The following is a 21,187-nucleotide window of genomic DNA, read 5'->3' on the forward strand; positions in this document are numbered from 1 at the left end:
TTCGCCGATCATCGCGCATCGAGCCGGGAGCAGCCATGAAGCCGTCTCGCGTACTGCTGTCGCTGCTTGGCGGGCTGCTGGCTCTGGCGATTCTGCTCGGCGCGCTGCCGGCCCTGGGCATCAAGCTGCCGGCCAGCCTGCAACCGCTGTGGTGGGGCTTGCTGCTGGCGCTGGCTCTGGTTGCCGCGGCAGACGCCCTGTGGCTGCGCAGCCTGCCCTCGCCCAGGCTGGAGCGCGAGCTGCCGGGCAATCTGCCCCTGGGTCGCTGGAGCGAAGTGCAGCTGGTGGCACACCACGGCTATCGGCAGTCGCTGCAGCTGGAAGTGTTCGACCATGTGCCCGAGGCCATGGAGTTCGAGCACCTGCCGCTGCGCATCGAGCTGCACCCTGGCGAACAGACCCAGTTCGGCTACCGGGTGCGTCCTTTGGTGCGCGGACACTTCCACTTTCCCCAATGCGAAGTGGTGCTGCCCAGCCCGCTGCGCCTGTGGCGCGGACGGCGCTACCTGCCGCTAGCGGGGGAAACCCGCGTATACCCGGACTTCGCCCGTCTCTACGGCGCGCAGCTGATGGCGGTAGACGACTGGCTCAGCCAACTCGGTGTGCGCCAGCGCCCGCGCCGAGGGCTGGGACTGGAATTCCATCAACTGCGAGATTTTCGCGATGGCGACACCCTGCGCCAGATCGACTGGAAGGCCACCGCCCGCAAGCGTACCCCCATCGCCCGCGAATACCAGGACGAACGCGACCAGCAGATCGTCTTCCTGCTCGATTGCGGCCGGCGCATGCGCAGCCACGACGGCGACCTCGCGCATTTCGACCACGCCCTCAACGCCTGCCTGCTGCTCAGCTACGTGGCGTTGCGCCAGGGCGATGCGGTCGGCCTGGCGACGTTCGCCGGCGACCAGCCGCGTTTCATCGCACCGGTCAAAGGGCCGGCGCAGCTGAGCGTGCTGCTCAATGGTGTCTACGACCTGGCCAGCACCCAGCGCCCGGCGGACTATGCCGCCGCCGCCGACAACCTGCTCGCCCGTCAACGTCGGCGCGCGCTGGTGGTGCTGCTGACCAACCTGCGCGATGAAGACGACGAAGAGTTGCTTGGCGCGGTAAAGCGCCTGGGTCGCCAGCATCGCGTGCTGGTCGCCAGCCTGCGCGAGGAGGTGCTCGACCGCCTGCGCCAGAACCCGGTGCAGAACTACGAGGATGCGTTGGCCTACTGCGGCACGGTCGATTACCTCAATGCCCGCTCCGGCCTGCACGAACGCCTGGCCGCCCACGACGTGCCGGTGCTCGATGTGCGTCCGAGCGAGCTGGGGCCGGAGTTGGTAGGGCGTTATTTGGCGTGGAAGAAAGCAGGCGTGCTCTGACAGCCCGTTGAACGCGGCTGGGGAAGACGACGCCGTGAGAGCGGCCTGATCACTCGTCGAATCGGAGGCAAACCTGAAGGCCGACAGACCGGATACCGCACGGTCCGTCGGTCATCGTCGATGCGCTCCTCAACCGCGGCCGGCCTTCCTGGCCGAGACTCAGAGCCTTCCCCTATGCCGATGCGGCGAGGGGACGAAAGGTGAAATAGTAACGCAAGGCCTCCACCAGTTCGACATACTCGATTGGCGGCGCAACCAGGGAAAAGCCGGAATCGAAGGTGCCGGGAGTGACATCCTCCTTGCTCCACTGGCAGGTGCCGTAGAAATCGATGTTGTGCATCAGGCCATCCTGCCCTGGAATCTTCAGGCGCATGTCGAAACGCGCGCCCACCAGCATCGGCAGTTGGCTGATGAGCATGAGCCCATCCAGGGAAATGTTGCCGATATAGCCCATCGGCTTATCGGTGAAGCGGTTGAACACCTTCAGGTAGTACGGCAGTTGGTGACGTTCGATGCGGCGCTGGGTACGCATAATGGCAGATCGCTATAGAAGACCATTGGAGTATGGTCGCACTACTGCATTGAGACCAGCCCTAACCGCAATGCGTGGCCAATAGGCTGGTCAATTCCTGGCGGGCGGCAGCGATTTCTTCGTCGCTGTAATACACCATCTCGCCCTGGGCGTCCGTGCGGAAGAAACGGCCTCCCTGTTCCAGCTGCGCCAACTGCTGGCGCAACCGACTACATGCTTGCTCCTGCTTGGCCTCGCGGGCGGCCGACTCGGAGGCGGCTTGCGCTCGCTCCTCCTGACGCGCGTCGTAGAAGCGCTCGGTGCGCTCCAGCCGCTGGCGGGTGGCCTCGTCCTGCTCGATCACCTGCGGCTTGACCTCGACCTGCTCGGCGCCGGCAGGCGGCTGCTGACCGAAGTGTACCCGGCCTTGCGCATCGGTCCAGCGGTAGATTTCCGCATTCGCCAATGACGACAGGAGCAACAGGCAGAACAGCAGGCGACGCATGGATTTCCTCCCTGGTCGGGCACTTCAGCTTAGCGCTGGCAAGCTGCCATAAAAACCGTCGGCGACCGGCGGTCAGTAGCGAGCTAGGGCGCTGCCGGCTTCGTGCCAGCTTGCTCGACCGGCGAATGGTGCCCCAGTTGGCGCAAGGTTTCCAGCCTGGCGCGGGCGCGGTAGGCATATTCGCTGTGGGGATAGCGGCTGAGGATGAACTGGTAGGTCTGCGCCGCGTCGACGAACAGGTTCTGCCGTTCCAGGCACTGGCCGCGCAACAGCGAGATCTCCGGCTGCAAGTACGGCCGCGAGCGACTCTTGCGTTCGGCCTGGGACAGTTCGAGCATCACGCGCTCGCAGTTGCCCTCGTCATAGAAGCGGTAGGCGTTGTTCAGATGGTGATCCAGGGACAGGCGGGTGCAGCCGGCGGCGCTCGCCGCCAGTGCCAGGACGATCAGGATGCGCATGGGTATCTCCTCCGTTGCCCTCTGTATCGACAGCCCGGGCACATTCTTCAGTACCGGCGCGACGGCTGCACGCGCCGGCAAAGCCAGGCACAATCGCCCCTGCCCGATCGGCGGGCGGAGGAAGTCAGCAACCGATGTCCAAGCGCAACGAGCGCGCCGAACAGCGCCGCCAGGAAATTCTCGAAGCCGCCCTGCAGGTCTTCGCCGACAAGGGCTACCACGCCGCCGGCATCGCCGACATCGCCCGTCTGCTGGGCATCGGCCATGGCACCTTCTACCGCTACTTCACCAACAAGCGGGCGATCTTCGACGCCCTGCTGGCGCAGATCACCCAGGCGCTTGCCGAGGTGCTGCGCGACGAGCCGCCGACCTGCGACAGCCTCGCCGAATACGAAGCCCAATTGCTGCGCATCGCCCACCGACTGTTCGCGGTATTCGCCGCCGATGCGCGCCTCGGGCGTATCCTGCTGTTCGAGGCGCCCGGCGTGGATTCGGAGTTGCAGCGGCAATTCCAGGTCGCCATGTCGGCCTTCGCCCAGATCACCCAGCAATATTTGCTGAATGGCCAGCGCAAAGGCTTCCTGCGCGCCCAGGACAGCACCATCGCCGCCCGGGCCATCAATGCAGTGATCATCGAGGGCATCCGCGAAGTCTGCTTCAGCGCCGATCCGGAGCCCATGGCCCGGCAATGGGCCGAGCAAGGCGTGCCGATGATGCTGCGCGGCGTCGCCGCCTGATCGAAAGACTGGAAGCCGGCCCTGACCGGCTTTTATCGCCCTCAAAAACGGAATGACATGTCATTCTTCTATGGCGGGCGTCGTCTCGTCTCTCGGGGCATGGCTTGCAGACTCTTCTAACTCTCAGGGAGACCGATCATGGTTCAGGTAGATGTGTTCTGGGCATACGGCTGGGGCGCCAGCCTGGCGGTGGCCTGCGGCCGCCAGTTGGCGCGGCGCGACAAGCCGTTCGAAACGGCCTTCTGGGCCCATACGATTCTGTTTCTCGCGCTGTTCTGGGCGCCCACCGGCCAGCTCCTGCTGCTGCGCCACCCAAGTTGGGAAACCATGCAGGCTGCCGGCAGCTTCGGCGAGTTGCCGATCTGGCTGGTGCTGGCATTCGGCATCAGCAACATCACCCAGGGCCTGCTCGGCTTCTGGGTCGGCCAGCGGCTGATGCGCGGCGGGCAGGTTTATGCCGCCCAACTGAACTGGATCGCCGGCTACTTCGGCATGTTCTTCATCCTGCTGTATGGCTGGGATGGGCTGGGCTATGACCGCTTCCTCTACGACCGCGACCTGCTGCCCGGCAGCCCTGCCTGGACGCCCGGTGCCGGGACCACCAGCGGCGTGCTGGATGCGCTGCAGCGTTTCGGCCTGACCTTCAGCCATCCCGCCGGTGGCGCCAGTGTGATCACCACCCTGCTGACCGATGGCCTGTGGCTGATTCCGCCGTTCATCTTCCTATTCAATCGCTGGTTGCACGGCGACGCCGCCGCGACCGGGCGCCCCGCGCCACGGCTGGGCAGCGCTTTCGCCAGCTACCTCGCCGGCGTCTTCGTCGTCGGCTTCGGCTGTGCGGCACTGGCGGCGCTGTCCGTCGGCGCCATCGGCCAGTTGCTCGGCATCGGGGCGGTCGTCTGGCATGACGGCTTCTATGCGCCGGAGCAGTTGGGCCGGCATGCACTCAGTTACCTGCTGGGCCTGCCCCTGGCGCTGCTGCTGGCCTGGTTCGCCTTGCTGCGACCTGGGCGACCGTTCGCCACGCTGCTCACGCCGCTGCTGCTCGGGGCCGCGCCGGGCCTGCGGGCACCGCGGACCGTGCAAGCATAACCTCCGTTGGGTTCTGCGCCCGCCCCGTCCAGGCGCGGCGGGCGCGCTGCTAGACTGCCGCCTTCGCCGTCCCGCCAGGAAAGCCCATGCGCCGCGCCCGTTTCAGCCTGCTACTCCTCGCCCTGCTTGGTGGCTGCTCGCCGACCACGCCCTTGTTCATCGCCCAGATCACCACCCAGGAAGTGGTCGAGTACAAGGAGCTGAAGCACAACCGCATGACCGCCGCCATCAAGGAAGAAGGCGACCTGCTGACCTACACAGCCATGGCCATTCGCGACGCCCAGAGCGCCAAGGCCGAAGCGCTCTACCTCAGCGGCTACCGCGACGAACAGCTGAGCGACGAGGTGCGCGCCATTGCCCTCTACCAGATCGGCCTGCTGTACATGAACCGCTACAACGACGAACGCGATGACAGCAAGGCGCTCAACTACCTCTACCAGGTGCTCAACGAGTTCCCCGCCAGTCGAGCCGCGAGCCGCGCCGAAACGCGCATCCAGGCGATTCGCCGACGGGCCGACGACCCGGTGCAGAAGACCTCCCGCGAGCTGTTGGCCCACTGGAAGCCAAGCCGCAATATCGACCTCTACAAGCCGAGCCTGGATCAGGACCTGACCCTGCTGTCGCGCCGTGCCGTGCTCAAGGGGCGGGTCGATGAGGCCGAGGAGCTATACCTGCTGGCCCTGGCCGATCCTGCCGTATCCCGCGACATCAAGGAGAAGGCGCTGTACCAGCTCGGCCTGATGTACCAGGCGCCGGACAACCCCCAGGCCAACCGCGACAAGGCCATCGGCTACTTCCGCCGCCTGCTGGTGCAGTTCCCGGAAAGCACACTGGCGACCAAGGCTTCGCAGCACCTCGACCAGGCACTGAACCAAGGCGGCGTCTGAGACGCTGCCCGTCCAGGGCGACGGAATCGGCTAGGCTGATGCAGATCAAGCGTCGCGGCGCGCGCTTGAGGTGCAATACAGCCGACGACCCAGCCGAGGAATGCCGCTATGAACCTGCGCCAGCTACTGGTGGTGATCGACCCCACCCAGGACAGACAGCCCGCCCTGCAACGCGCCGCCTGGCTGGCCCGGCAGACCGGTGCAGCGCTCGAGTTGCTGCTTTGCGAATATCACTCGGCCCTCGATGGCGGCCTGCTGCTGCAAGGCTTCACCCCGGACAAGGCCCGCACGGCCCTGCTCGACCAGCGCCGCCAGTGGCTGGAGGCACTGGCCGAACCGCTGCGCAGCGAGGGGCTCGACGTGCACCTGGAGGTGCGCTGGGGCAAGCCCTGGCACAAGGTCATCCTGGCCCGGGCCGAGGAGCTAAAGCCCGACCTGGTGTTCAAGTCGGCACGCAACCATGGCCTGCTCAAGCGCCTGTTCCTGACCAACACCTGCTGGCACCTGCTGCGTCACTGCCAGACGCCGCTCTGGCTGGTGCACCACGGCGAGTGGCAGGGCCGCCGGTTGTGCGCGGCACTCGACCCGCTGCACAGCGCCGACAAGCCGGCCGCGCTCGACCACCAGTTGATCACCGCCGCGCGCGAGCTGGCCGGCACGCTCGGCATGGACGACCAGTACCTGCACAGCTTCGCCCCGCTGCCGCGCACCCTGGTGTTCGACGCCGAGCTGGTGACCGACTACGAGCAGTACGCCAAGCACTGTGCCGAGCAGCATCGCGCCGCGTTCGAGGAACTGCTCAGCCAATATCCGATCCCACTGCCTAGTACCCACCTGCTGGAGGGCTTCGCCGAGGAAGTGATTCCCCGTTTCGTCAGCGAACAGGGCATCGACCTGCTGCTGATGGGTGCCATCGCCCGAGGCCATCTGGACAACGCCCTGATCGGCAACACCGCCGAGCGGGTGCTGGAGGCCGTCGAGTGCGACCTGCTGGTGCTCAAGCCCAATGCTTCCGGCACGGCCTTGCAGCCCTGAGCCCTGGCACCGCCGCCCGGGCCATTCTTCCTGAGGAGCCCCGCATGATTCCGCGTCGCAGCAAGATCGTCGCCACCCTCGGTCCCGCCAGCAGCTCGCCGGAGGTGCTGGAGAAGCTGATCCTGGCCGGGCTGGACGTCGCCCGCCTCAATTTCTCCCACGGCAGCCCCGACGAGCACCGTGCCCGCGCGAAGCTGGTTCGTGAACTGGCTGCCCGGCATGGCCGCTTCGTCGCCCTGCTCGGCGATCTGCAGGGCCCGAAGATCCGCATCGCCCGGTTCGTCAACAAGCGCATCGAGCTGAACATCGGCGACCGCTTCCGCCTGTCCACGCGCCACCCGCGCGATGCCGGCAACCAGCAGGTGGTCGGCATCGACTACCCGGACCTGGTGAAGGACTGCACGGTGGGGGACGAACTGCTGCTCGACGACGGCCGGGTGGTGATGCGTGTCGAGGCCCGGCATGCCGATGAGCTGGAATGCCGGGTGGAGATCGGCGGGCCGCTGTCCGACCACAAGGGCATCAACCGCCGCGGCGGCGGCCTCACCGCACCGGCGCTGACCGAGAAGGACAAGGCCGATATCAAGCTGGCCGCCGACATGGACCTGGACTATCTGGCCGTGTCCTTTCCCCGCGACGCCGCCGACATGGATCTGGCCCGCCGCCTGCGCGACGAGGCCGGCGGCACCGCCTGGCTGGTGGCGAAGATCGAGCGCGCCGAAGCGGTGGCCGACGACGAAACCCTCGACGGGCTGATCCGCGCCAGCGATGGCGTGATGGTGGCGCGCGGCGATCTGGGCGTGGAAATCGGCGACGCCGAGCTGGTCGGCATTCAGAAGAAGATCATTTTGCGCGCCCGACAGCTGAACAAGGTGGTGATCACCGCCACGCAGATGATGGAGTCGATGATCAGCAGCCCGATGCCGACCCGCGCCGAAGTCTCCGACGTGGCCAACGCGGTGCTCGACTACACCGATGCGGTGATGCTGTCCGCCGAGAGCGCCGCCGGCCAGTACCCGGTGGAAGCGGTCAAGGCCATGGCGCGGGTCTGCGTCGGTGCCGAGAAACACCCCACCAGCAAACGCTCCGGGCATCGCCTGGGGCAAAGCTTCGAGCGCTGCGACGAGAGCATCGCCCTGGCCGCCATGTACACCGCCAACCACTTTCCCGGGGTGAAGGCGATCATCTGCCTGACCGAGAGCGGCTATACCCCGCTGATCATGTCGCGCATTCGTTCGTCGATCCCGATTTTCGCCTTCTCGCCGCACCGCGAAACCCAGGCGCGGGTGGCGCTGTTCCGCGGCGTGCAGACGGTGCCCTTCGACCCCGCCGCGCTACCGCCCGGCGAGGTCAGCCAGGCGGCGGTGGACGAACTGCTCCAGCGCGGCGTGGTGGAGCCCGGCGACTGGGTGATCCTGACCAAGGGCGACAGCTACCACGCCATCGGCGGTACCAACACGCTGAAGATCCTGCATGTGGGCGATCCTCTGGTATGACCCGGCAGGCACTCAGCAGAACGGCGTGAAGTCCGGCTTGCGGCGCTGCAGGAAGGCGCTCAGCGCTTCGCGGGCCTCCGGCGCGTGCAGGCGCTGACCGAACAGCTCGCCCTCTTCGCAGATCACCCGACGCAGCTCCTCGCGTCCGGGCCCGCGCATCAGCCGCTTGCTGGCCTCCACCGCAGACGGCGCCAGTTCCTGGAACCGCAGGGCCATTTCATGGGCCTTGGCCTGGGCAGCAGCCCCGCTCTCCAGCGCGGCATTGGCGATGCCCCAGGCCGCCGCCTGCTCACCGCTGAAGGACTCGCCGAGCAACAGCAGTTCAGCGGCCTTCGCCTGGCCGAGCAGGCGCGGCAAGATCAGGCTGGAACCGAACTCCGGACAGAGCCCGAGATTGACGAAGGGCATCTTGAACCTGGCGTCGCGGCTGACGTAGACCAGGTCGCAATGCAGCAGCAAGGTGGTGCCGATGCCCACTGCCGGGCCGGCGACCGCGGCCACCACCGGCTTGTTCATGTCGAGCAGCGCCTGCATGAAGTGGAACACCGGACTGTCCAGGCTGGTCGGCGGCGCCTGGAGGAAATCGGCGACGTCGTTGCCGCTGGTGAAGCATTCGCTGCTGCCGGTAAGCAGCACCGCACGCACGCTGCGGTCGCTGTCCGCATCCCGCAGCACCTCGGCCATGCGGCTGTACATCGCGCGGGTCAGGGCGTTCAGCTTGTCCGCCCGGTTCAGGCGCAGGGTCAGCAGCCCCTGCTCGCGCTCGACGAGAATGTGATCGCTCATGAAAGGCTCCTTGATAGCGGCAACCGACGCCCTCGAACGGGCTGAAGTCGTCGACTCGCGCCCAGGGCAGACCGGGATTCAACCGACGCGAGGCAGAAAGACGTCGGCCAGCAGTTGCGAGCGCGGCAGACCGGCCAGGTAAAGCCGCCGCGCGAAGGATTCGACACTGCTTGGGTGGCCGCAGAGTAAGGCCAGGGTTCGCCGCGAAACAAGGTGCAGTTCGGCCAAAGCAGCCGGCAGCTCGGCCGCTACGCGCAGCTCCACCTGCAGCTGCGCATGCGCCCCGGCCAGCGCCGCCAGGGGCTCGGCGAGGTAGTGCCCGCTGCTGTCATGGGCGACGTGAATGAGGCGAATGGGGCCTCGATGATCGTGCCGCAGCGCCTCGCGCAGAACGCCCCACAGCGGCGCCAGGCCGGTGCCGGCGGCGAGCAGCAGCAACGGTCGATCCTGCCAGTCCGCGTCGTAGTGCAGGGCGCCGCCGCGCAACTCGCCCAGGCGCAGTTCGTTTCCCGGTCGCAACTGCCGCGCCGCGTCGCTGAAGGCACCGCTCTGCCGGCAGTCGATATGGAACTCCAGCCAGGGGTCCTCGCCCGGCAGGCTGGCCAGGGAATAGGGCCGGGCAATGCCGGCGCCGTTCCACAGCACCAGGTGCTGGCCTGCCCGGTAGCGCAGCGGTCTCTGCGGCGACAGCCGCAGACGCAGCACCTCGGGTCCTGGCCAGTCGACGCCATGGACCTTGGCCGGCTCGCCGTCGCGCTGCGGATCGAACACCTCGACCCGCAAGTCCTCGACCACCCGGCACTGGCACGCCAGTCGCCAGCCCTCGGCGCGCTGCTCGCCGCTTAGCGCCAGCGGCTGGGCATCGGCCGGTTCGCCCTGCACGCAGCGCACCAGGCAGGCATGGCAACTGCCAGCGCGGCAGCTGTAGGGCACGGCGATGCCGGCGCGACGCAGGGCATCGAGCAGGTTGCTGTCGGGGTCCACCGGCCAATGCCGGTCGCCAGCGGCCAGTTCAGGCACCCGCGCCCTCCCAGGCCGCGGCGCAACGGTTGCGACCGCTGCGCTTGGCCCGATACAGCGCCTGGTCGGCCCGCTGCAACGCAGCGTCCAGCTCATCCCCCTGGACCAGCAGGGTCATGCCGGCCGACAGGCTGAGCCCGTTCACCTTCACCCCCACCGGCTCGGCGCTGGCGAAGGCCTCGCGCAGGCGCTCGCAGCAGTTGGTGAACTGGTCGGCGTCGGTATTGGGCAGCAACAGCACAAACTCCTCGCCGCCGTAGCGGGCCAGCACGTCGCCGTCACGCAGGCAGGCCCGCGCCACCGCGGCGAAGGTTTGCAGCACGCGGTCGCCGGCGGCATGGCCATGGGCATCGTTGATGCGCTTGAAGTGATCGAGGTCGATCAGCGCAAGGCCATGTTGCCGGCCGGGCTCCAGGGTGGCCAACTCGCGTCCGGCCAGGCGCAGGAAGTGCCGGCGATTGAACAGCCCGGTCAGTTCGTCGGTCGCCACCAGGTCTTCCAACTGGCGCATCATGCCGCGCAGGGTGTCCTGGTGGGCCTGCAGGGCGAAGCGGCGTTTGCGCATACGCTGGCGCAGGGTCTGCATATAGCTGGCGAACATGCTCAGCCAGATCAGCACGATACCGAGCACGCCGACCTGCAATACCGCCAGTTCAGGCTCGGCGAGCTGCATGCGGTAGGCTTCCCAGAGATTGAGGCCGGCGAAGCAGAAGAAGGCGAACGCGGAGCAGCGGGCGAATACCCGGGGAGCCAATTGAAAGGCGCCGAACAGCAGGATCAGCACGTAGAACATCAGCAGGGTGCCGCGCGCCGTGTCCAGGTGCGACAGCAGGTAGCTGTGCCAGATCAGCGCCACCAGCACCTGCGGCTCGGTCAGGCTGGGGTCGCGGAACCGCAGGTTCAGGCCGTGGCGGAACATCAGGAAGAAGCCCACCTGGCTGGCCACCACCAGCACCGAACCGACCAGCGCGGTAACCAGGGAAGCCTGGTACAGGCCCGACAGCACCAGCACCCAGGTCAACATCAAACCCAGGGCATAGGTCGCCACTGCCATGCCGAAGCGACTCAGCAGCAGGTTTTGCAACGCCTTGTGTTTGAGCCTATGACTCGCTGTACCCATGGGCTCCTTCCCTACTGGCACCTGGCCGCCACTGTAACCCTGTGACCTGGCGATGCCTAGGCCATGTTTCGCCCCGCGCAGGCCGCCGAGGCACCCGCGCCGGGTCGCGCCCGCCTGTCGCCGCGGGTCCTGCGGCTGTGCGCCTGGCGGCTCGCGGGTTATACTGCCGCGCCGTTTTCACCGTGAAAGCCTGCGCCGGATCGTGGTCCGGTGCTTCCTCCAGAATCTGTAGGCGAATGTGCGAGCGTAGCTCACGTTGGGCAAAGCGGCTGAAGAATCGAGTTTACGCGGCGTAAATGACATTCCAGAAGCCTGAGAGCACAGCGTGGTCGAGCATCGCGGATCGTAAGCAGATGGTTCCCGTGTTTCAGGAGCGCCCCGCATGACCGTGATCAAGCAAGACGATCTGATACAGAGTGTCGCCGACGCTTTGCAGTTCATTTCCTACTACCATCCCGTCGACTTCATCCAGGCCATGCATGAGGCCTACCTGAAGGAAGAGTCCCCCGCCGCCAAGGACTCCATGGCGCAGATCCTGATCAACTCGCGCATGTGCGCCACCGGCCACCGCCCGATCTGCCAGGACACCGGCATCGTCACCGTGTTCATCAAGGTCGGCATGGACGTGCGCTGGGACGGCGCCACCATGAGCGTCGACGACATGATCAACGAGGGCGTGCGGCGCGCCTACAACCTGCCGGAGAACGTGCTGCGCGCCTCGATCCTGGCCGACCCGGCCGGTGCCCGCAAGAACACCAAGGACAACACCCCGGCGGTGATCCACTACTCCATCGTGCCCGGCGACAAGGTGGAAGTGGACGTCGCGGCCAAGGGCGGCGGCTCCGAGAACAAGTCGAAGATGGCCATGCTCAACCCGTCCGACTCCATCGTCGACTGGGTACTGAAGACCGTGCCGACCATGGGCGCCGGCTGGTGCCCGCCGGGCATGCTCGGCATCGGCATCGGCGGCACCGCCGAGAAAGCCGCGGTGATGGCCAAGGAAGTGCTGATGGAGCACATAGACATCCACGAACTGCAGGCCCGCGGCCCGCAGAACCGCATCGAAGAGCTGCGCCTGGAGCTGTTCGAGAAGGTCAACCAGCTGGGCATCGGCGCCCAGGGCCTGGGCGGCCTGACCACCGTGCTCGACGTCAAGATCATGGACTACCCGACCCACGCAGCCAGCCTGCCGGTGTGCATGATCCCCAACTGCGCCGCCACCCGTCACGCCCACTTCGTGCTCGACGGCTCCGGCCCGGCCTCGCTGGAAGCACCGGACCTGGACGCCTACCCGGACATCGTCTGGGAAGCCGGCCCGAGCGCGCGCCGCGTCAACCTCGACAGCATCACTCCGGAAGAAGTGCAGAGCTGGAAGCCGGGCGAGACCATCCTGCTCAACGGCAAGATGCTCACCGGCCGCGACGCCGCACACAAGCGCATGGTCGACATGCTGAACAAGGGCGAAGAGCTGCCGGTGGATCTCAAAGGCCGCTTCATCTACTACGTCGGCCCGGTCGATCCGGTTGGTGACGAAGTGGTCGGACCGGCTGGCCCGACCACTGCCACCCGCATGGACAAGTTCACCCGCCAGATCCTGGAAAGCACCGGCCTGCTGGGCATGATCGGCAAGTCCGAACGCGGCCCGATCGCCATCGAGGCGATTAAGGACAACAAGGCCGTGTATCTGATGGCCGTCGGCGGCGCCGCCTACCTGGTGGCCCAGGCGATCAAGAAATCCAAGGTGCTGGCCTTCGCCGAACTGGGCATGGAAGCCATCTACGAGTTCGAAGTGAAAGACATGCCGGTCACCGTCGCGGTCGACACCAACGGCGAGTCCGTGCACATCACCGGCCCGGCGATCTGGCAGCAGAAAATCGCCGAGAACCTCGCGGTGGAAGTTAAGTAAGACCAGAAACCGGCTCACATGAGCCGGTTTTTTATTTCTGTAGGGGCGAATTTATTTGCCTTTGGCTATGTCGTCGGCGTTGGGCTTCGCTTCGCTCAACCGCAACCTACGACGCGCATTGTAGGTTGCGGTTGAGGAGCGCAGCGACGAAGCCCAACGAGTCATGCAAGGCGAATAAATTCGCCCCTACAGGTAATCGCATCATCAAGGAGGAAGCGCCATGCCCACTATCCCGAACCGCCTGCAAGACCTGCTCGGCGTCGACCTGCCAATCATCCAGGCACCCATGGCCGGCGTGCAGGACAGCCGCCTGGCCATCGCCGTGGCCAATGCCGGCGGCCTCGGCTCGCTGCCCTGCGCCATGCTTGGCCAGGACGCACTGCGCGGCGAACTGGACAAGCTGCGCAGCCTTGGCGAACGCCCGATCAACCTGAACTTCTTCTGCCATACCCCGCCCACGCCGGACGCGGCGGCGGAGATGCGCTGGCGCGAGCGCCTGGCGCCCTACTACACCGAACTCGGCCTGGACCCGGCAGCCAGCGTCAATGCCCCGGCCCGCGCGCCCTTCAGCGCCGAACTGGCCGACCTGCTGGACGACTTCCGCCCGCGGGTGGTGAGCTTCCACTTCGGCCTGCCCGCGCCCGAGCTGTTGCAACGGGTGCGCCAGTGGGGCGCGAAGGTGCTCGCCTCGGCGACCACGCTGGAAGAAGCCCTGTGGCTGGAAGCCCACGGCGCCGACGCGATCATCGCCCAGGGTCTGGAAGCCGGCGGCCATCGCGGGAATTTCCTCAGTGAGGACCTCAGCCGCCAGGCCGGCACCTTCGCCCTGCTGCCGCAGCTGGTTCGCGCGGTGCAGGTGCCGGTGATCGCCGCCGGCGGCATCGCCGATGCCCAGGGCGTGGCCGCCGCCATGGCCCTGGGCGCGGCCGGCGTGCAGGTAGGCAGTGCCTACCTGCTGTGCCCGGAGGCCACCACCAGCGCCGTGCACCGCGCCGCCCTGCAAAGCCCGGCGGCTGGTCATACCGCCATCACCAACCTGTTCAGCGGCCGCCCGGCTCGCGGCATCGTCAACCGGCTGATGCGCGAGCAGGGGCCGCTGGCCACCGAAGTGCCGACCTTCCCCCTGGCCAGCGCCGCCCTCGCCCCGCTGCGGGCCAAGGCGGAAAGCCAGGGCAGCGGCGACTTCTCGCCGCTCTGGTGCGGGCAGAACGCCAGCGGCTGCCAGGCCGTGGGTGCTGCCGAACTGACCCTGCAGTTGGCCAGGGGCCTGAGCTGAGTGCACCGCTGTCGGCCTGCCGCATTCGCCGGCAGGCCGACTTCCCTTCCTTAATGTTGAGTTAAGCCCGCCCCCCAAGAATGCCCCCAGGCTCATCAACCGAGGTTCCCCGATGGAACTGCCCTGGGTGCATCAAGACGGACCGCTGGCGCGCATTGGTCGCGACCGCCCGCTTACCCTGCGACTGGCCCAAGCCCACCACGGCGAACGCCGGGCGGCGCTGGAAACCTTCATCCGTACACGCTTCGCCGAGCACTATCAGGCGCGCATCCGTCACTTCATGCCCTGCCTGCTGGGCCTGGAGAACGATGCCGGCGAGGTCCAGGGCGCGGTCGGCCTGCGCAGCGCGCAAAGCCGGCCGCTGTTTCTCGAACGCTACCTGGACGAGCCCATCGAACAGGCCATCGCGACCAACCATGGCCAGCAGATACCCCGCGAGCAGATCGTCGAGGTCGGCAACCTGGCCGCCCTCGGTGCCGGCGCCTCGCGCCTGCTGATCGTCGCCCTGGCCGATCTGCTGGTGGCCCAGGGTTTTCGCTGGGTGACCTTCACCGGCACCCCGACGCTGCTCAACAGCTTCCAACGCCTGGGCCTGAACCCCTTGCCGCTGGGCCATGCCGACCCGGCGCGCATGGGCGAGGAGTTGGCCGACTGGGGCAGCTACTACGCCAGCCGGCCACAGGTGATGGCTGGGGAAATCCTCGGCGGATACCAACGCCTATTGCAGGCCGGCGTCTACCCGCGCCTGGGCTACCAACCGCTGTTCGCCGAGGGAGAGATGCCCCATGTCGCCTGTAGCTGAGGGCTTCTGGCAGGCGCTGGAAAACCATGGCGAGCGCCTTGCGCTAAGCCAGGGCGGGCGCCATCTGAGCTATGCCGAGTTGCTCGCCGAGGTCGCCGAGCGCATGGCAATCCTGCGCGAGCTGGGCGCGCGACGGGTCGCCCTGGCCTTGGACAACGGCCTGGACTGGGCGCTCTGGGACCTGGCCCTGCTGCGCGCCGAACTGATCTGCGTGCCATTGCCGGGCTTCTTCTCCGCCAGCCAGCAGCGCCATGTGCTGGACAGCGCCGGCGTCGATTGCCTGATCGGCGAGGCCAACCAACTGACCGACGCCTGCGGCTTCGAGCAAAGCCGCCCCGGCCTGCTGCAGCGGCAACCGGCGCGGGTGCCGGAGGTACCGGCCGGCACCCTGAAGATCACCTACACCTCCGGCACCACTGGCCAGCCGAAGGGCGTGTGCCTGGATGCCGACGCTCAGCTCACCGTCGCCGCCAGCCTCTGGCAGGCCAGCCTGCCCTGCCAGGTGGAGCGCCATCTCTGCGTGCTGCCACTGGCCACCCTGCTGGAAAACCTCGCCGGGATCTATGCCCCACTGCTGGCCGGAATCATCGTCGAACTGCGTCCGCTGGCGGAAATCGGCCTGACCGGCGCCAGCGGCTTCGACCTGATGCGCTTTCTCACCAGCCTCAACGCCAGCCAGCCGCACAGCCTGATCCTGCTGCCGCAACTGCTGCTGGCGCTGGTCAGCGCCGCCGAGCGCGGCCTGCCACTGCCTCCCTCGCTGCGCTTCATCGCCGTCGGCGGCGGCCGCGTCGCGCCGCAGTTGCTGGAGCGCGCCGAAGCGCTCGGGCTGCCGGTGTTCGAGGGCTACGGCCTGTCCGAATGCGCCTCGGTGGTTTGCCTGAACACGCCCCTGGCACGGCGCATCGGTACGGTCGGCACGCCGCTGGCCCACGCCGAGGTGCGCCTGGCTGCCGATGGCGAGGTAATGGTGCGCGGCGCGCGCATGCTCGGTTATCTGGGCGAAGCGCCGCTGCGTGACGCCTGGCTGGCCACCGGCGATCTGGGCCATTTCGAAGACGGCTTCCTGGTCCTGCACGGGCGCAAGAAGCATCAGTTCGTCACCGCCTATGGGCGCAACGTCAACCCGGAATGGGTCGAGGCCGAACTGGTCCAGCAACTGCCCATCGCCCAGGCCTGGCTGCATGGCGAGGCGCTGGCCGAGAACGTCGCCGTGCTGGTGCCGCGCTTCGCCAACACCGCCGACGCCGAACTCGCCGAGGCGGTGGCACAGGTCAACCGCGGCCTGCCCGACTACGCCCGCGTGCATCACTGGCTACGTGCCGAACGGCCCTTCAGCGCGGAAAACGGCCTGGCCACCGCCAACGGCCGGCTGCGCCGCGCCGCCCTGCTTGCCCACTACCGCGAGGCCATCGAGGCCCTGACGACTGCCCCCACCCACTGAGGACGCCCATGGACTTCTTCGACCAGTTGCAACAACAGACCAGCACCGAGCGCGACTACCTGCTTGCCGCACCGATCATCCAGCAGGCGATGACCGGCAGCGTCAACCTGGACAGCTACGTCGCTTTCCTCACCCAGGCCTATCACCACGTCAAGCACACCGTGCCGCTGCTGATGGCCTGCGGCGCGCGCCTGCCGGAACGGCTGGAGTGGCTGCGCGAGGCCATCGCCGAATACATCGAGGAGGAATACGGCCACCAGGAGTGGATTCTCAACGACATCCGCGCCTGCGGCGCCGACCCCGAGGCAGTGCGCGCCGGCACACCCAACCTGCCCACCGAGTTGATGGTCGCCTACGTCTATGACCGCATCGCCCGCCACAACCCGGTGAGCTTCTTCGGCATGGTCAACGTGCTGGAAGGCACCAGCATCGCCCTGGCCACCCAGGCCGCCGGCATCATCCAGGACAAGCTGCGCCTGCCGCCCCAGGCGTTCAGCTACCTGACCTCCCACGGCAGCCTGGACATCGAGCACATCGAGTTCTTCAAGAAACTGATGAACCGCCTCGACAACGACGACGACAAAGCCGCCGTGGTGCATACCGCCAGGGTGGTCTACCGCCTGTATGGCGACCTGTTCCGCAGCCTGCCGCTGTCTGCCTGAGGAGAACGCCATGCGCCTTAGCGAATGTCGCGCCCTGCTCACCGGCGCCAGCGGCGGCATCGGCCAGGCCCTGGTCGAGCAGCTCTGCGCCGGCGGGGCACGGCTGCTGCTGGTCGGCAGGCAGAGTGCAGCCCTCGACACCCTGGCCCAGCGCTACCCGACCCAGATCAGCCTGGTGCGCGCGGACCTGCGCCAGGCCGCCGACCGCGATGCGGTGGTCGCCGCCGCCCGCCAGTTCGGCGGTCTCAACTGCTTGATCAATGCCGCCGGGGTCAACCAGTTCGGTCTGCTGGAACAGCAGGATGAGGCCGCCATCGCCCGGCTGATCGACCTCAACGTCACCGCCACCCTGCAACTCAGCCACCGCCTGCTACCGCTGCTGCGCCAGCAATCGCAGGCGTTGCTGGTCAACCTCGGCTCCACCTTCGGCTCCATCGGCTATCCGGGGTTCACCGCCTATTGCGCCAGCAAGTTCGCCCTGCGCGGCTTCTCCGAAGCCCTGCGACGGGAGCTGGCCGACAGCCGCATCAAGGTGCTCTACATCGCCCCGCGCGCCACCCGCACCGGCATGAACGCGGACCACGTGGTGGCAATGAACGACGAACTGAAGGTCGAGATGGACGACCCGCAGACCGTCGCCGCACAGATTGCCCGCGCCATCCGCGACGAGCGCGAAGAACTCTACCTGGGCTGGCCGGAAAAGCTCTTCGTGCGCCTCAACAGCCTGTTGCCGCGGGTGGTCGACCAGGCGCTGCGCAAGCAGTTGCCCATCATCCAGCGCTTCGCCCGCCACCGTTCCTGACCTGGAGAACCATCCGATGAACCACCTGCAACGCCTGTGCCTTGCCCTGCTCGCCGTCATCAGCCTGCCCGCCTTCGCCCTCAGCGACAGCGGCCAGCAACACCTGCAGCAACTGCAAAGCCGCTGGGCCGAAATCAACTACCAGACGCCGCAGAAGCAGCGCGAGGCGGCCTTCGCCGACCTCGCCAGCCAGGCGGAAAAGGCCGTAGCCGAGGAGCCGCAAGCCGCCGAGCTGCACATCTGGCACGGCATCATCCTGAGCACCTGGGCCGGCGCCAAGGGCGGGCTCGGCGCCCTCGGCCTGGTCAAGCAGGCCAAGGCCAGCCTGGAACAAGCCCAGCAGCTCGACGCCAAGGCCCTCGACGGCTCGGCCTATACCAGCCTCGGCAGCCTCTACTACCAGGTCCCCGGCTGGCCCATCGGCTTCGGCGACAAGGCAAAGGCCGAGCAGATGCTCAAGCAGGCCCTGGCGATCAACCCCAACGGCATCGACCCCAACTACTTCTACGGTGACTACCTGCAACGCCAGGGTCGCTACGCCGAAGCCCGCGTGGCCCTGGAAAAGGCCCTGGCCGCAGCCGACCGCCCCGGCCGCGCCAGCGCCGACGCCGGCCGCCGCGCCGAAGCGCGCAAGCTGCTCGCCGAGGTCGAGAAGGAGCTGGAATAAGCCGCCGCCACAGGCTTGAATGTCAGCACCCGCGCCGCCCGCCAGGCGGCGCTTGTCAATGATCGACAGGATTCCCCATGCGCATTCTGCTGGTAGAAGACGACCCCGCCCTGGGCGAAGGCATTCGCACCGCACTCAAACCCGAAGGCTACACCGTCGACTGGCTCAAGGACGGCGCCAGCGCCCTGCACGCGCTGAGCCACGAGAGCTTCGAGCTGGCCATCCTCGACCTCGGCCTGCCGCGCATGGACGGCCTGGAAGTGCTCAAGCGCCTGCGGGCGGCGGCCAACCCGGTGCCGGTGCTGGTGCTCACCGCGCGCGACGCCACCAGCGACCGCATCGCCGGGCTCGACGCCGGCGCCGATGACTACCTGATCAAGCCGTTCGACGTCGCCGAACTCAAGGCCCGCCTGCGCGCCTTGCTGCGGCGCAGCTTCAACCGGCCGCAACCGGCGCTGGAATACCGCGAGATCCAGCTCGACCCGGTGAACCAGCAGGTCAGCTATCGCGGCAAACCGGTCAACCTGCCGCGCAAGGAATTCCTCCTGCTGCACGAACTGCTCGCCCAACCGGGCCGCGTGCTGACCCGCGACAAACTGCAACAGGCGCTCTACGGCTGGGACGAGGAAGTCGAAAGCAACGCCCTGGAAGTGCACATCCATCACCTGCGCAAGAAGTTCTTCCCCGAGCTGATCCGCACCGTGCGCGGCGTCGGCTACCTGGTGGACAAAGCCTGATGCGCTCGATCCGCAGTCGCACCCTGGTACTGGTGCTGGGCCTGCTCGGCATTTCCCTGAGCGTGCTCTCCTACAAGAGCTATCGCGACGCCCAGCACGAGATCGAAGAATTGTTCGATGCCCAGTTGGCGCAGAGCGCGCGCCTGCTGCAAGGCATGGTCAGCCACGACATGGACGAGCACGGACGCCAGCAGTTGCAAGCGGCGCTGGACGAAGCGGTCAGTTTGCAGCGCTATGCCGACGACGAGGCCAGCAACCGCGGCCACCCCTACGAGAGCAAGCTGGGCTTCCAGGTTTTCGACGACCGGGGCCAGGCGCTGCTGCAGTCGGCCAGCGCCCCGCTCGGTGCACTCGACCGGCTGACCGGGGATCGCTCCAAGTCGGCCCGCCTGTCGGCCCTCGGCGAGCGCCTGATCGGCTATCACGACATCTCCATCGGTGGCTATCGCTGGCGCCTGTTCATGCTGCACGACTCGCGCGACGACCTGTGGATACTGGTGGGCGAGCGCGAAGACGTGCGCGGCGAGCTGGTCGAGAACATCGCCATGCGCAGCCTGCTGCCCGACCTGCTCGGCCTGCCGCTGCTGGCCCTGCTGGTGTGGCTGGCGGTCGGCTGGGGCCTGCGTCCGCTGGCGCGCATGGTGCAGCTGTTGAAGACCCGCGATCCGGACAACCTCGACCCGCTGCTGCTGGCGCCGCTGCCGCAGGAACTGGAGCCGATGGCCGCCTCGCTCAACCGCCTGCTGGCCCAGGTCACCGACCTGCTGGAGCGCGAGAAGCGCTTTCTCGCCGACGCTGCCCATGAACTGCGCACGCCACTGGCGGTGCTGCGCATCCATGCACAGAACGCCCTGGAAGCCCGCGACGCGCAGGAGCGCGACGATGCCCTACGCCACCTCGGCAGCGGCGTCGAGCGGGCCACTCGGGTGGTCGCCCAGTTGCTTACCCTGGCCCGCCTGGAACCCAGCGCCGCGCAACTGGCCATGACCGAACTGGACCTGCACGCCCTGCTGCGGGACGAGCTGGCCGAACTCACGCCGCTGGCCCTGGCCCGCCATCAGGAGCTGACCCTGGAGATCGCCGACGGCGCCGATGCGCACCTCAAGGGCGACGCGCCGAGCCTGGCCACGCTGCTGCAGAACCTGGTCAGCAACGCCGTGCAATACACCCCCGAGGGCGGACAGATCCAGGTACGTCTGGAAGCCCGGCCGGAGGCCATCACCCTGCACGTGCAAGACAGCGGCCCCGGCGTGCCGGCGGACCTGCGCGGCAAGCTGTTCGAGCGTTTCTTCCGCCAGGGCGAGGGCCTCGGCGCGGGCCTGGGCCTGTCCATCGTCGCGCGGGTGGTCGAGCTGCATCGCGGCAGCATCGAACTGCTCGACTCGCCGCTGGGCGGGCTGGAAGTAAGGGTTACGCTGCCGCGCAACACGGCCTAGTCGCTACTCTCAGTCCTGTTCGTCGTCGCGAATCAGTACATAGGCGCCACCTTCGCCACGCTCGTGCACATAGAACATGATCACCTCCAGCCCCGCCATCACCGCCACGTAGTCGCCGGCCTCGGCCTCGCAATAAGCCTTGCTGCCCGGCTCCGCCTCACAGGCGATATGGGCCACGACGAAGGCCGCTGGATCGTCGTCGCCGAAATAGTCCTCACGCTCGCGAGCATCCCAGTCCGCCGGGGGCTGGAAGGCACCGACGATGAGAATGCGCGCATCGCCGAGGTCCTGCTCCTCGGCGTCCGCATCCTTCGGGTCGGGGCGGTAGAGCGTGCAGTCCTGGGCATCGGGGTGGGCGAGGGTGGCTTGGCGGGACAGATCGGCGGGGTGGGACACGGGAATCTCCGCGGGTGAAGGTAGGGCGGCTAGTTTGGGCGCACG

Annotated in this window: 22 protein-coding genes; 15 read left to right on the forward strand and 7 right to left on the reverse strand. The window is 67.4% G+C overall.

Translation table 11 applies throughout. The annotated features are described in order from the left end of the window. The first annotated feature begins 35 nt into the window (after window positions 1-35). A complete protein-coding gene (locus ACWKV7_RS22755; protein WP_483859986.1) occupies window positions 36-1,367 on the forward strand; it encodes a DUF58 domain-containing protein in 1,332 nt (443 codons plus the stop codon). A gap of 172 nt (window positions 1,368-1,539) precedes the next feature. Here ACWKV7_RS22755 and ACWKV7_RS22760 read toward each other — a convergent pair whose 3' ends face one another. The 3 genes from ACWKV7_RS22760 to ACWKV7_RS22770 form a co-directional block, all read right to left on the reverse strand. Beyond that, complete coding sequence (locus ACWKV7_RS22760; RefSeq protein ID WP_483859987.1) at window positions 1,540-1,899, reverse strand: PilZ domain-containing protein; 360 nt, start codon at window positions 1,897-1,899, stop codon at window positions 1,540-1,542. A gap of 61 nt (window positions 1,900-1,960) precedes the next feature. After that, window positions 1,961-2,383, reverse strand: a complete 423-nt coding sequence (locus ACWKV7_RS22765) for a DUF4124 domain-containing protein (protein WP_483859988.1) — start codon at window positions 2,381-2,383, stop codon at window positions 1,961-1,963. Between the two features lie 83 nt (window positions 2,384-2,466). Further along, window positions 2,467-2,841, reverse strand: a complete 375-nt coding sequence (locus tag ACWKV7_RS22770; RefSeq protein ID WP_483859989.1) for a tetratricopeptide repeat protein — start codon at window positions 2,839-2,841, stop codon at window positions 2,467-2,469. 134 nt (window positions 2,842-2,975) lie between these two features. Here ACWKV7_RS22770 and ACWKV7_RS22775 point away from each other — a divergent pair, with 134 nt between their 5' ends. The 5 genes from ACWKV7_RS22775 (at window position 2,976) to pyk (ending at window position 8,088) form a co-directional block, all read left to right on the forward strand. Beyond that, the gene (locus ACWKV7_RS22775; RefSeq protein ID WP_483859990.1) at window positions 2,976-3,578 is read left to right on the forward strand and encodes a TetR/AcrR family transcriptional regulator; all 603 of its coding nucleotides are present in this window, start codon (window positions 2,976-2,978) and stop codon (window positions 3,576-3,578) included. 138 nt (window positions 3,579-3,716) lie between these two features. Further along, window positions 3,717-4,670 carry a hypothetical protein gene (locus ACWKV7_RS22780; protein ID WP_483859991.1) on the forward strand — a complete coding sequence of 318 codons (954 nt, stop codon included), beginning with the start codon at window positions 3,717-3,719 and terminating at the stop codon, window positions 4,668-4,670. A gap of 86 nt (window positions 4,671-4,756) precedes the next feature. Next, the gene (locus ACWKV7_RS22785; protein WP_483859992.1) at window positions 4,757-5,557 is read left to right on the forward strand and encodes a tetratricopeptide repeat protein; all 801 of its coding nucleotides are present in this window, start codon (window positions 4,757-4,759) and stop codon (window positions 5,555-5,557) included. Between the two features lie 108 nt (window positions 5,558-5,665). Beyond that, a complete protein-coding gene (locus ACWKV7_RS22790) occupies window positions 5,666-6,592 on the forward strand; it encodes a universal stress protein (RefSeq protein ID WP_483859993.1) in 927 nt (308 codons plus the stop codon). Window positions 6,593-6,636: 44 nt separating this feature from the next. Beyond that, on the forward strand, window positions 6,637-8,088 hold the full coding sequence (gene pyk / locus ACWKV7_RS22795) for a pyruvate kinase (RefSeq protein WP_483859994.1): 1,452 nt from the start codon (window positions 6,637-6,639) through the stop codon (window positions 8,086-8,088). Window positions 8,089-8,100: 12 nt separating this feature from the next. On the opposite strand, the gene ACWKV7_RS22800 is transcribed toward pyk, so the two are convergent. The 3 genes from ACWKV7_RS22800 to ACWKV7_RS22810 all read right to left on the reverse strand — a co-directional run bounded on the left by ACWKV7_RS22800 (window position 8,101) and on the right by ACWKV7_RS22810 (window position 11,014). After that, a complete protein-coding gene (locus ACWKV7_RS22800) occupies window positions 8,101-8,874 on the reverse strand; it encodes an enoyl-CoA hydratase-related protein (RefSeq protein WP_483859995.1) in 774 nt (257 codons plus the stop codon). 78 nt (window positions 8,875-8,952) lie between these two features. Further along, window positions 8,953-9,894, reverse strand: a complete 942-nt coding sequence (locus tag ACWKV7_RS22805) for an iron-sulfur-binding ferredoxin reductase (RefSeq protein ID WP_483859996.1) — start codon at window positions 9,892-9,894, stop codon at window positions 8,953-8,955. Beyond that, window positions 9,887-11,014 carry a GGDEF domain-containing protein gene (locus ACWKV7_RS22810; protein ID WP_483859997.1) on the reverse strand — a complete coding sequence of 376 codons (1,128 nt, stop codon included), beginning with the start codon at window positions 11,012-11,014 and terminating at the stop codon, window positions 9,887-9,889. The genes ACWKV7_RS22805 and ACWKV7_RS22810 overlap by 8 nt, the downstream gene beginning before the upstream one ends. Before the next feature lie 382 nt (window positions 11,015-11,396). On the opposite strand from ACWKV7_RS22810, the gene ACWKV7_RS22815 reads away from it, so the two are divergent. The 9 genes from ACWKV7_RS22815 (at window position 11,397) to ACWKV7_RS22855 (ending at window position 20,746) form a co-directional block, all read left to right on the forward strand. Then, on the forward strand, window positions 11,397-12,920 hold the full coding sequence (locus ACWKV7_RS22815) for a fumarate hydratase (RefSeq protein ID WP_483859998.1): 1,524 nt from the start codon (window positions 11,397-11,399) through the stop codon (window positions 12,918-12,920). Between the two features lie 220 nt (window positions 12,921-13,140). Next, window positions 13,141-14,196 carry an NAD(P)H-dependent flavin oxidoreductase gene (locus ACWKV7_RS22820; RefSeq protein WP_483859999.1) on the forward strand — a complete coding sequence of 352 codons (1,056 nt, stop codon included), beginning with the start codon at window positions 13,141-13,143 and terminating at the stop codon, window positions 14,194-14,196. 112 nt (window positions 14,197-14,308) lie between these two features. Next, window positions 14,309-14,998: a thermostable hemolysin gene (locus tag ACWKV7_RS22825; RefSeq protein ID WP_483860000.1), complete on the forward strand. Its 690-nt coding sequence runs from the start codon at window positions 14,309-14,311 to the stop codon at window positions 14,996-14,998. Continuing rightward, entirely contained in the window at window positions 14,982-16,442 is a 1,461-nt protein-coding gene (locus ACWKV7_RS22830) for an AMP-binding protein (protein WP_483860001.1), read from the forward strand. The genes ACWKV7_RS22825 and ACWKV7_RS22830 overlap by 17 nt, the downstream gene beginning before the upstream one ends. An 8-nt stretch (window positions 16,443-16,450) precedes the next feature. Further along, complete coding sequence (locus ACWKV7_RS22835) at window positions 16,451-17,104, forward strand: iron-containing redox enzyme family protein (RefSeq protein WP_483860002.1); 654 nt, start codon at window positions 16,451-16,453, stop codon at window positions 17,102-17,104. A 10-nt stretch (window positions 17,105-17,114) separates the two neighbouring features. Then, on the forward strand, window positions 17,115-17,906 hold the full coding sequence (locus ACWKV7_RS22840; RefSeq protein ID WP_483860003.1) for an SDR family oxidoreductase: 792 nt from the start codon (window positions 17,115-17,117) through the stop codon (window positions 17,904-17,906). Between the two features lie 16 nt (window positions 17,907-17,922). After that, on the forward strand, window positions 17,923-18,573 hold the full coding sequence (locus ACWKV7_RS22845) for a tetratricopeptide repeat protein (RefSeq protein WP_483860004.1): 651 nt from the start codon (window positions 17,923-17,925) through the stop codon (window positions 18,571-18,573). A gap of 77 nt (window positions 18,574-18,650) precedes the next feature. After that, window positions 18,651-19,310, forward strand: coding sequence for a response regulator (locus ACWKV7_RS22850; RefSeq protein ID WP_483860005.1), 660 nt, complete (start codon window positions 18,651-18,653; stop codon window positions 19,308-19,310). Beyond that, window positions 19,310-20,746 (forward strand): sensor histidine kinase, encoded by a 1,437-nt coding sequence (locus ACWKV7_RS22855; RefSeq protein WP_483860006.1) that lies wholly within the window; start codon window positions 19,310-19,312, stop codon window positions 20,744-20,746. The genes ACWKV7_RS22850 and ACWKV7_RS22855 overlap by 1 nt, the downstream gene beginning before the upstream one ends. A gap of 9 nt (window positions 20,747-20,755) precedes the next feature. Here ACWKV7_RS22855 and ACWKV7_RS22860 read toward each other — a convergent pair whose 3' ends face one another. Continuing rightward, window positions 20,756-21,142, reverse strand: coding sequence for a hypothetical protein (locus ACWKV7_RS22860; protein ID WP_483860007.1), 387 nt, complete (start codon window positions 21,140-21,142; stop codon window positions 20,756-20,758). Between the last annotated feature and the right edge of the window lie 45 nt (window positions 21,143-21,187).

Source organism: Zestomonas ipomoeae, from assembly GCF_057128665.1.

Excerpts from the sequence above, each read along its gene's own strand:
- ACWKV7_RS22755 (WP_483859986.1), top strand. The coding sequence starts at position 36 with ATGAAGCCGTCTCGCGTACTGCTGTCGCTGCTTGGCGGGCTGCTGGCT.
- ACWKV7_RS22760 (WP_483859987.1), bottom strand. The coding sequence starts at position 1,899 with ATGCGTACCCAGCGCCGCATCGAACGTCACCAACTGCCGTACTACCTG.
- ACWKV7_RS22765 (WP_483859988.1), bottom strand. The coding sequence starts at position 2,383 with ATGCGTCGCCTGCTGTTCTGCCTGTTGCTCCTGTCGTCATTGGCGAAT.
- ACWKV7_RS22770 (WP_483859989.1), bottom strand. The coding sequence starts at position 2,841 with ATGCGCATCCTGATCGTCCTGGCACTGGCGGCGAGCGCCGCCGGCTGC.
- ACWKV7_RS22775 (WP_483859990.1), top strand. The coding sequence starts at position 2,976 with ATGTCCAAGCGCAACGAGCGCGCCGAACAGCGCCGCCAGGAAATTCTC.
- ACWKV7_RS22780 (WP_483859991.1), top strand. The coding sequence starts at position 3,717 with ATGGTTCAGGTAGATGTGTTCTGGGCATACGGCTGGGGCGCCAGCCTG.
- ACWKV7_RS22785 (WP_483859992.1), top strand. The coding sequence starts at position 4,757 with ATGCGCCGCGCCCGTTTCAGCCTGCTACTCCTCGCCCTGCTTGGTGGC.
- ACWKV7_RS22790 (WP_483859993.1), top strand. The coding sequence starts at position 5,666 with ATGAACCTGCGCCAGCTACTGGTGGTGATCGACCCCACCCAGGACAGA.
- pyk (WP_483859994.1), top strand. The coding sequence starts at position 6,637 with ATGATTCCGCGTCGCAGCAAGATCGTCGCCACCCTCGGTCCCGCCAGC.
- ACWKV7_RS22800 (WP_483859995.1), bottom strand. The coding sequence starts at position 8,874 with ATGAGCGATCACATTCTCGTCGAGCGCGAGCAGGGGCTGCTGACCCTG.
- ACWKV7_RS22810 (WP_483859997.1), bottom strand. The coding sequence starts at position 11,014 with ATGGGTACAGCGAGTCATAGGCTCAAACACAAGGCGTTGCAAAACCTG.
- ACWKV7_RS22815 (WP_483859998.1), top strand. The coding sequence starts at position 11,397 with ATGACCGTGATCAAGCAAGACGATCTGATACAGAGTGTCGCCGACGCT.
- ACWKV7_RS22820 (WP_483859999.1), top strand. The coding sequence starts at position 13,141 with ATGCCCACTATCCCGAACCGCCTGCAAGACCTGCTCGGCGTCGACCTG.
- ACWKV7_RS22825 (WP_483860000.1), top strand. The coding sequence starts at position 14,309 with ATGGAACTGCCCTGGGTGCATCAAGACGGACCGCTGGCGCGCATTGGT.
- ACWKV7_RS22830 (WP_483860001.1), top strand. The coding sequence starts at position 14,982 with ATGTCGCCTGTAGCTGAGGGCTTCTGGCAGGCGCTGGAAAACCATGGC.
- ACWKV7_RS22835 (WP_483860002.1), top strand. The coding sequence starts at position 16,451 with ATGGACTTCTTCGACCAGTTGCAACAACAGACCAGCACCGAGCGCGAC.
- ACWKV7_RS22840 (WP_483860003.1), top strand. The coding sequence starts at position 17,115 with ATGCGCCTTAGCGAATGTCGCGCCCTGCTCACCGGCGCCAGCGGCGGC.
- ACWKV7_RS22845 (WP_483860004.1), top strand. The coding sequence starts at position 17,923 with ATGAACCACCTGCAACGCCTGTGCCTTGCCCTGCTCGCCGTCATCAGC.
- ACWKV7_RS22850 (WP_483860005.1), top strand. The coding sequence starts at position 18,651 with ATGCGCATTCTGCTGGTAGAAGACGACCCCGCCCTGGGCGAAGGCATT.
- ACWKV7_RS22855 (WP_483860006.1), top strand. The coding sequence starts at position 19,310 with ATGCGCTCGATCCGCAGTCGCACCCTGGTACTGGTGCTGGGCCTGCTC.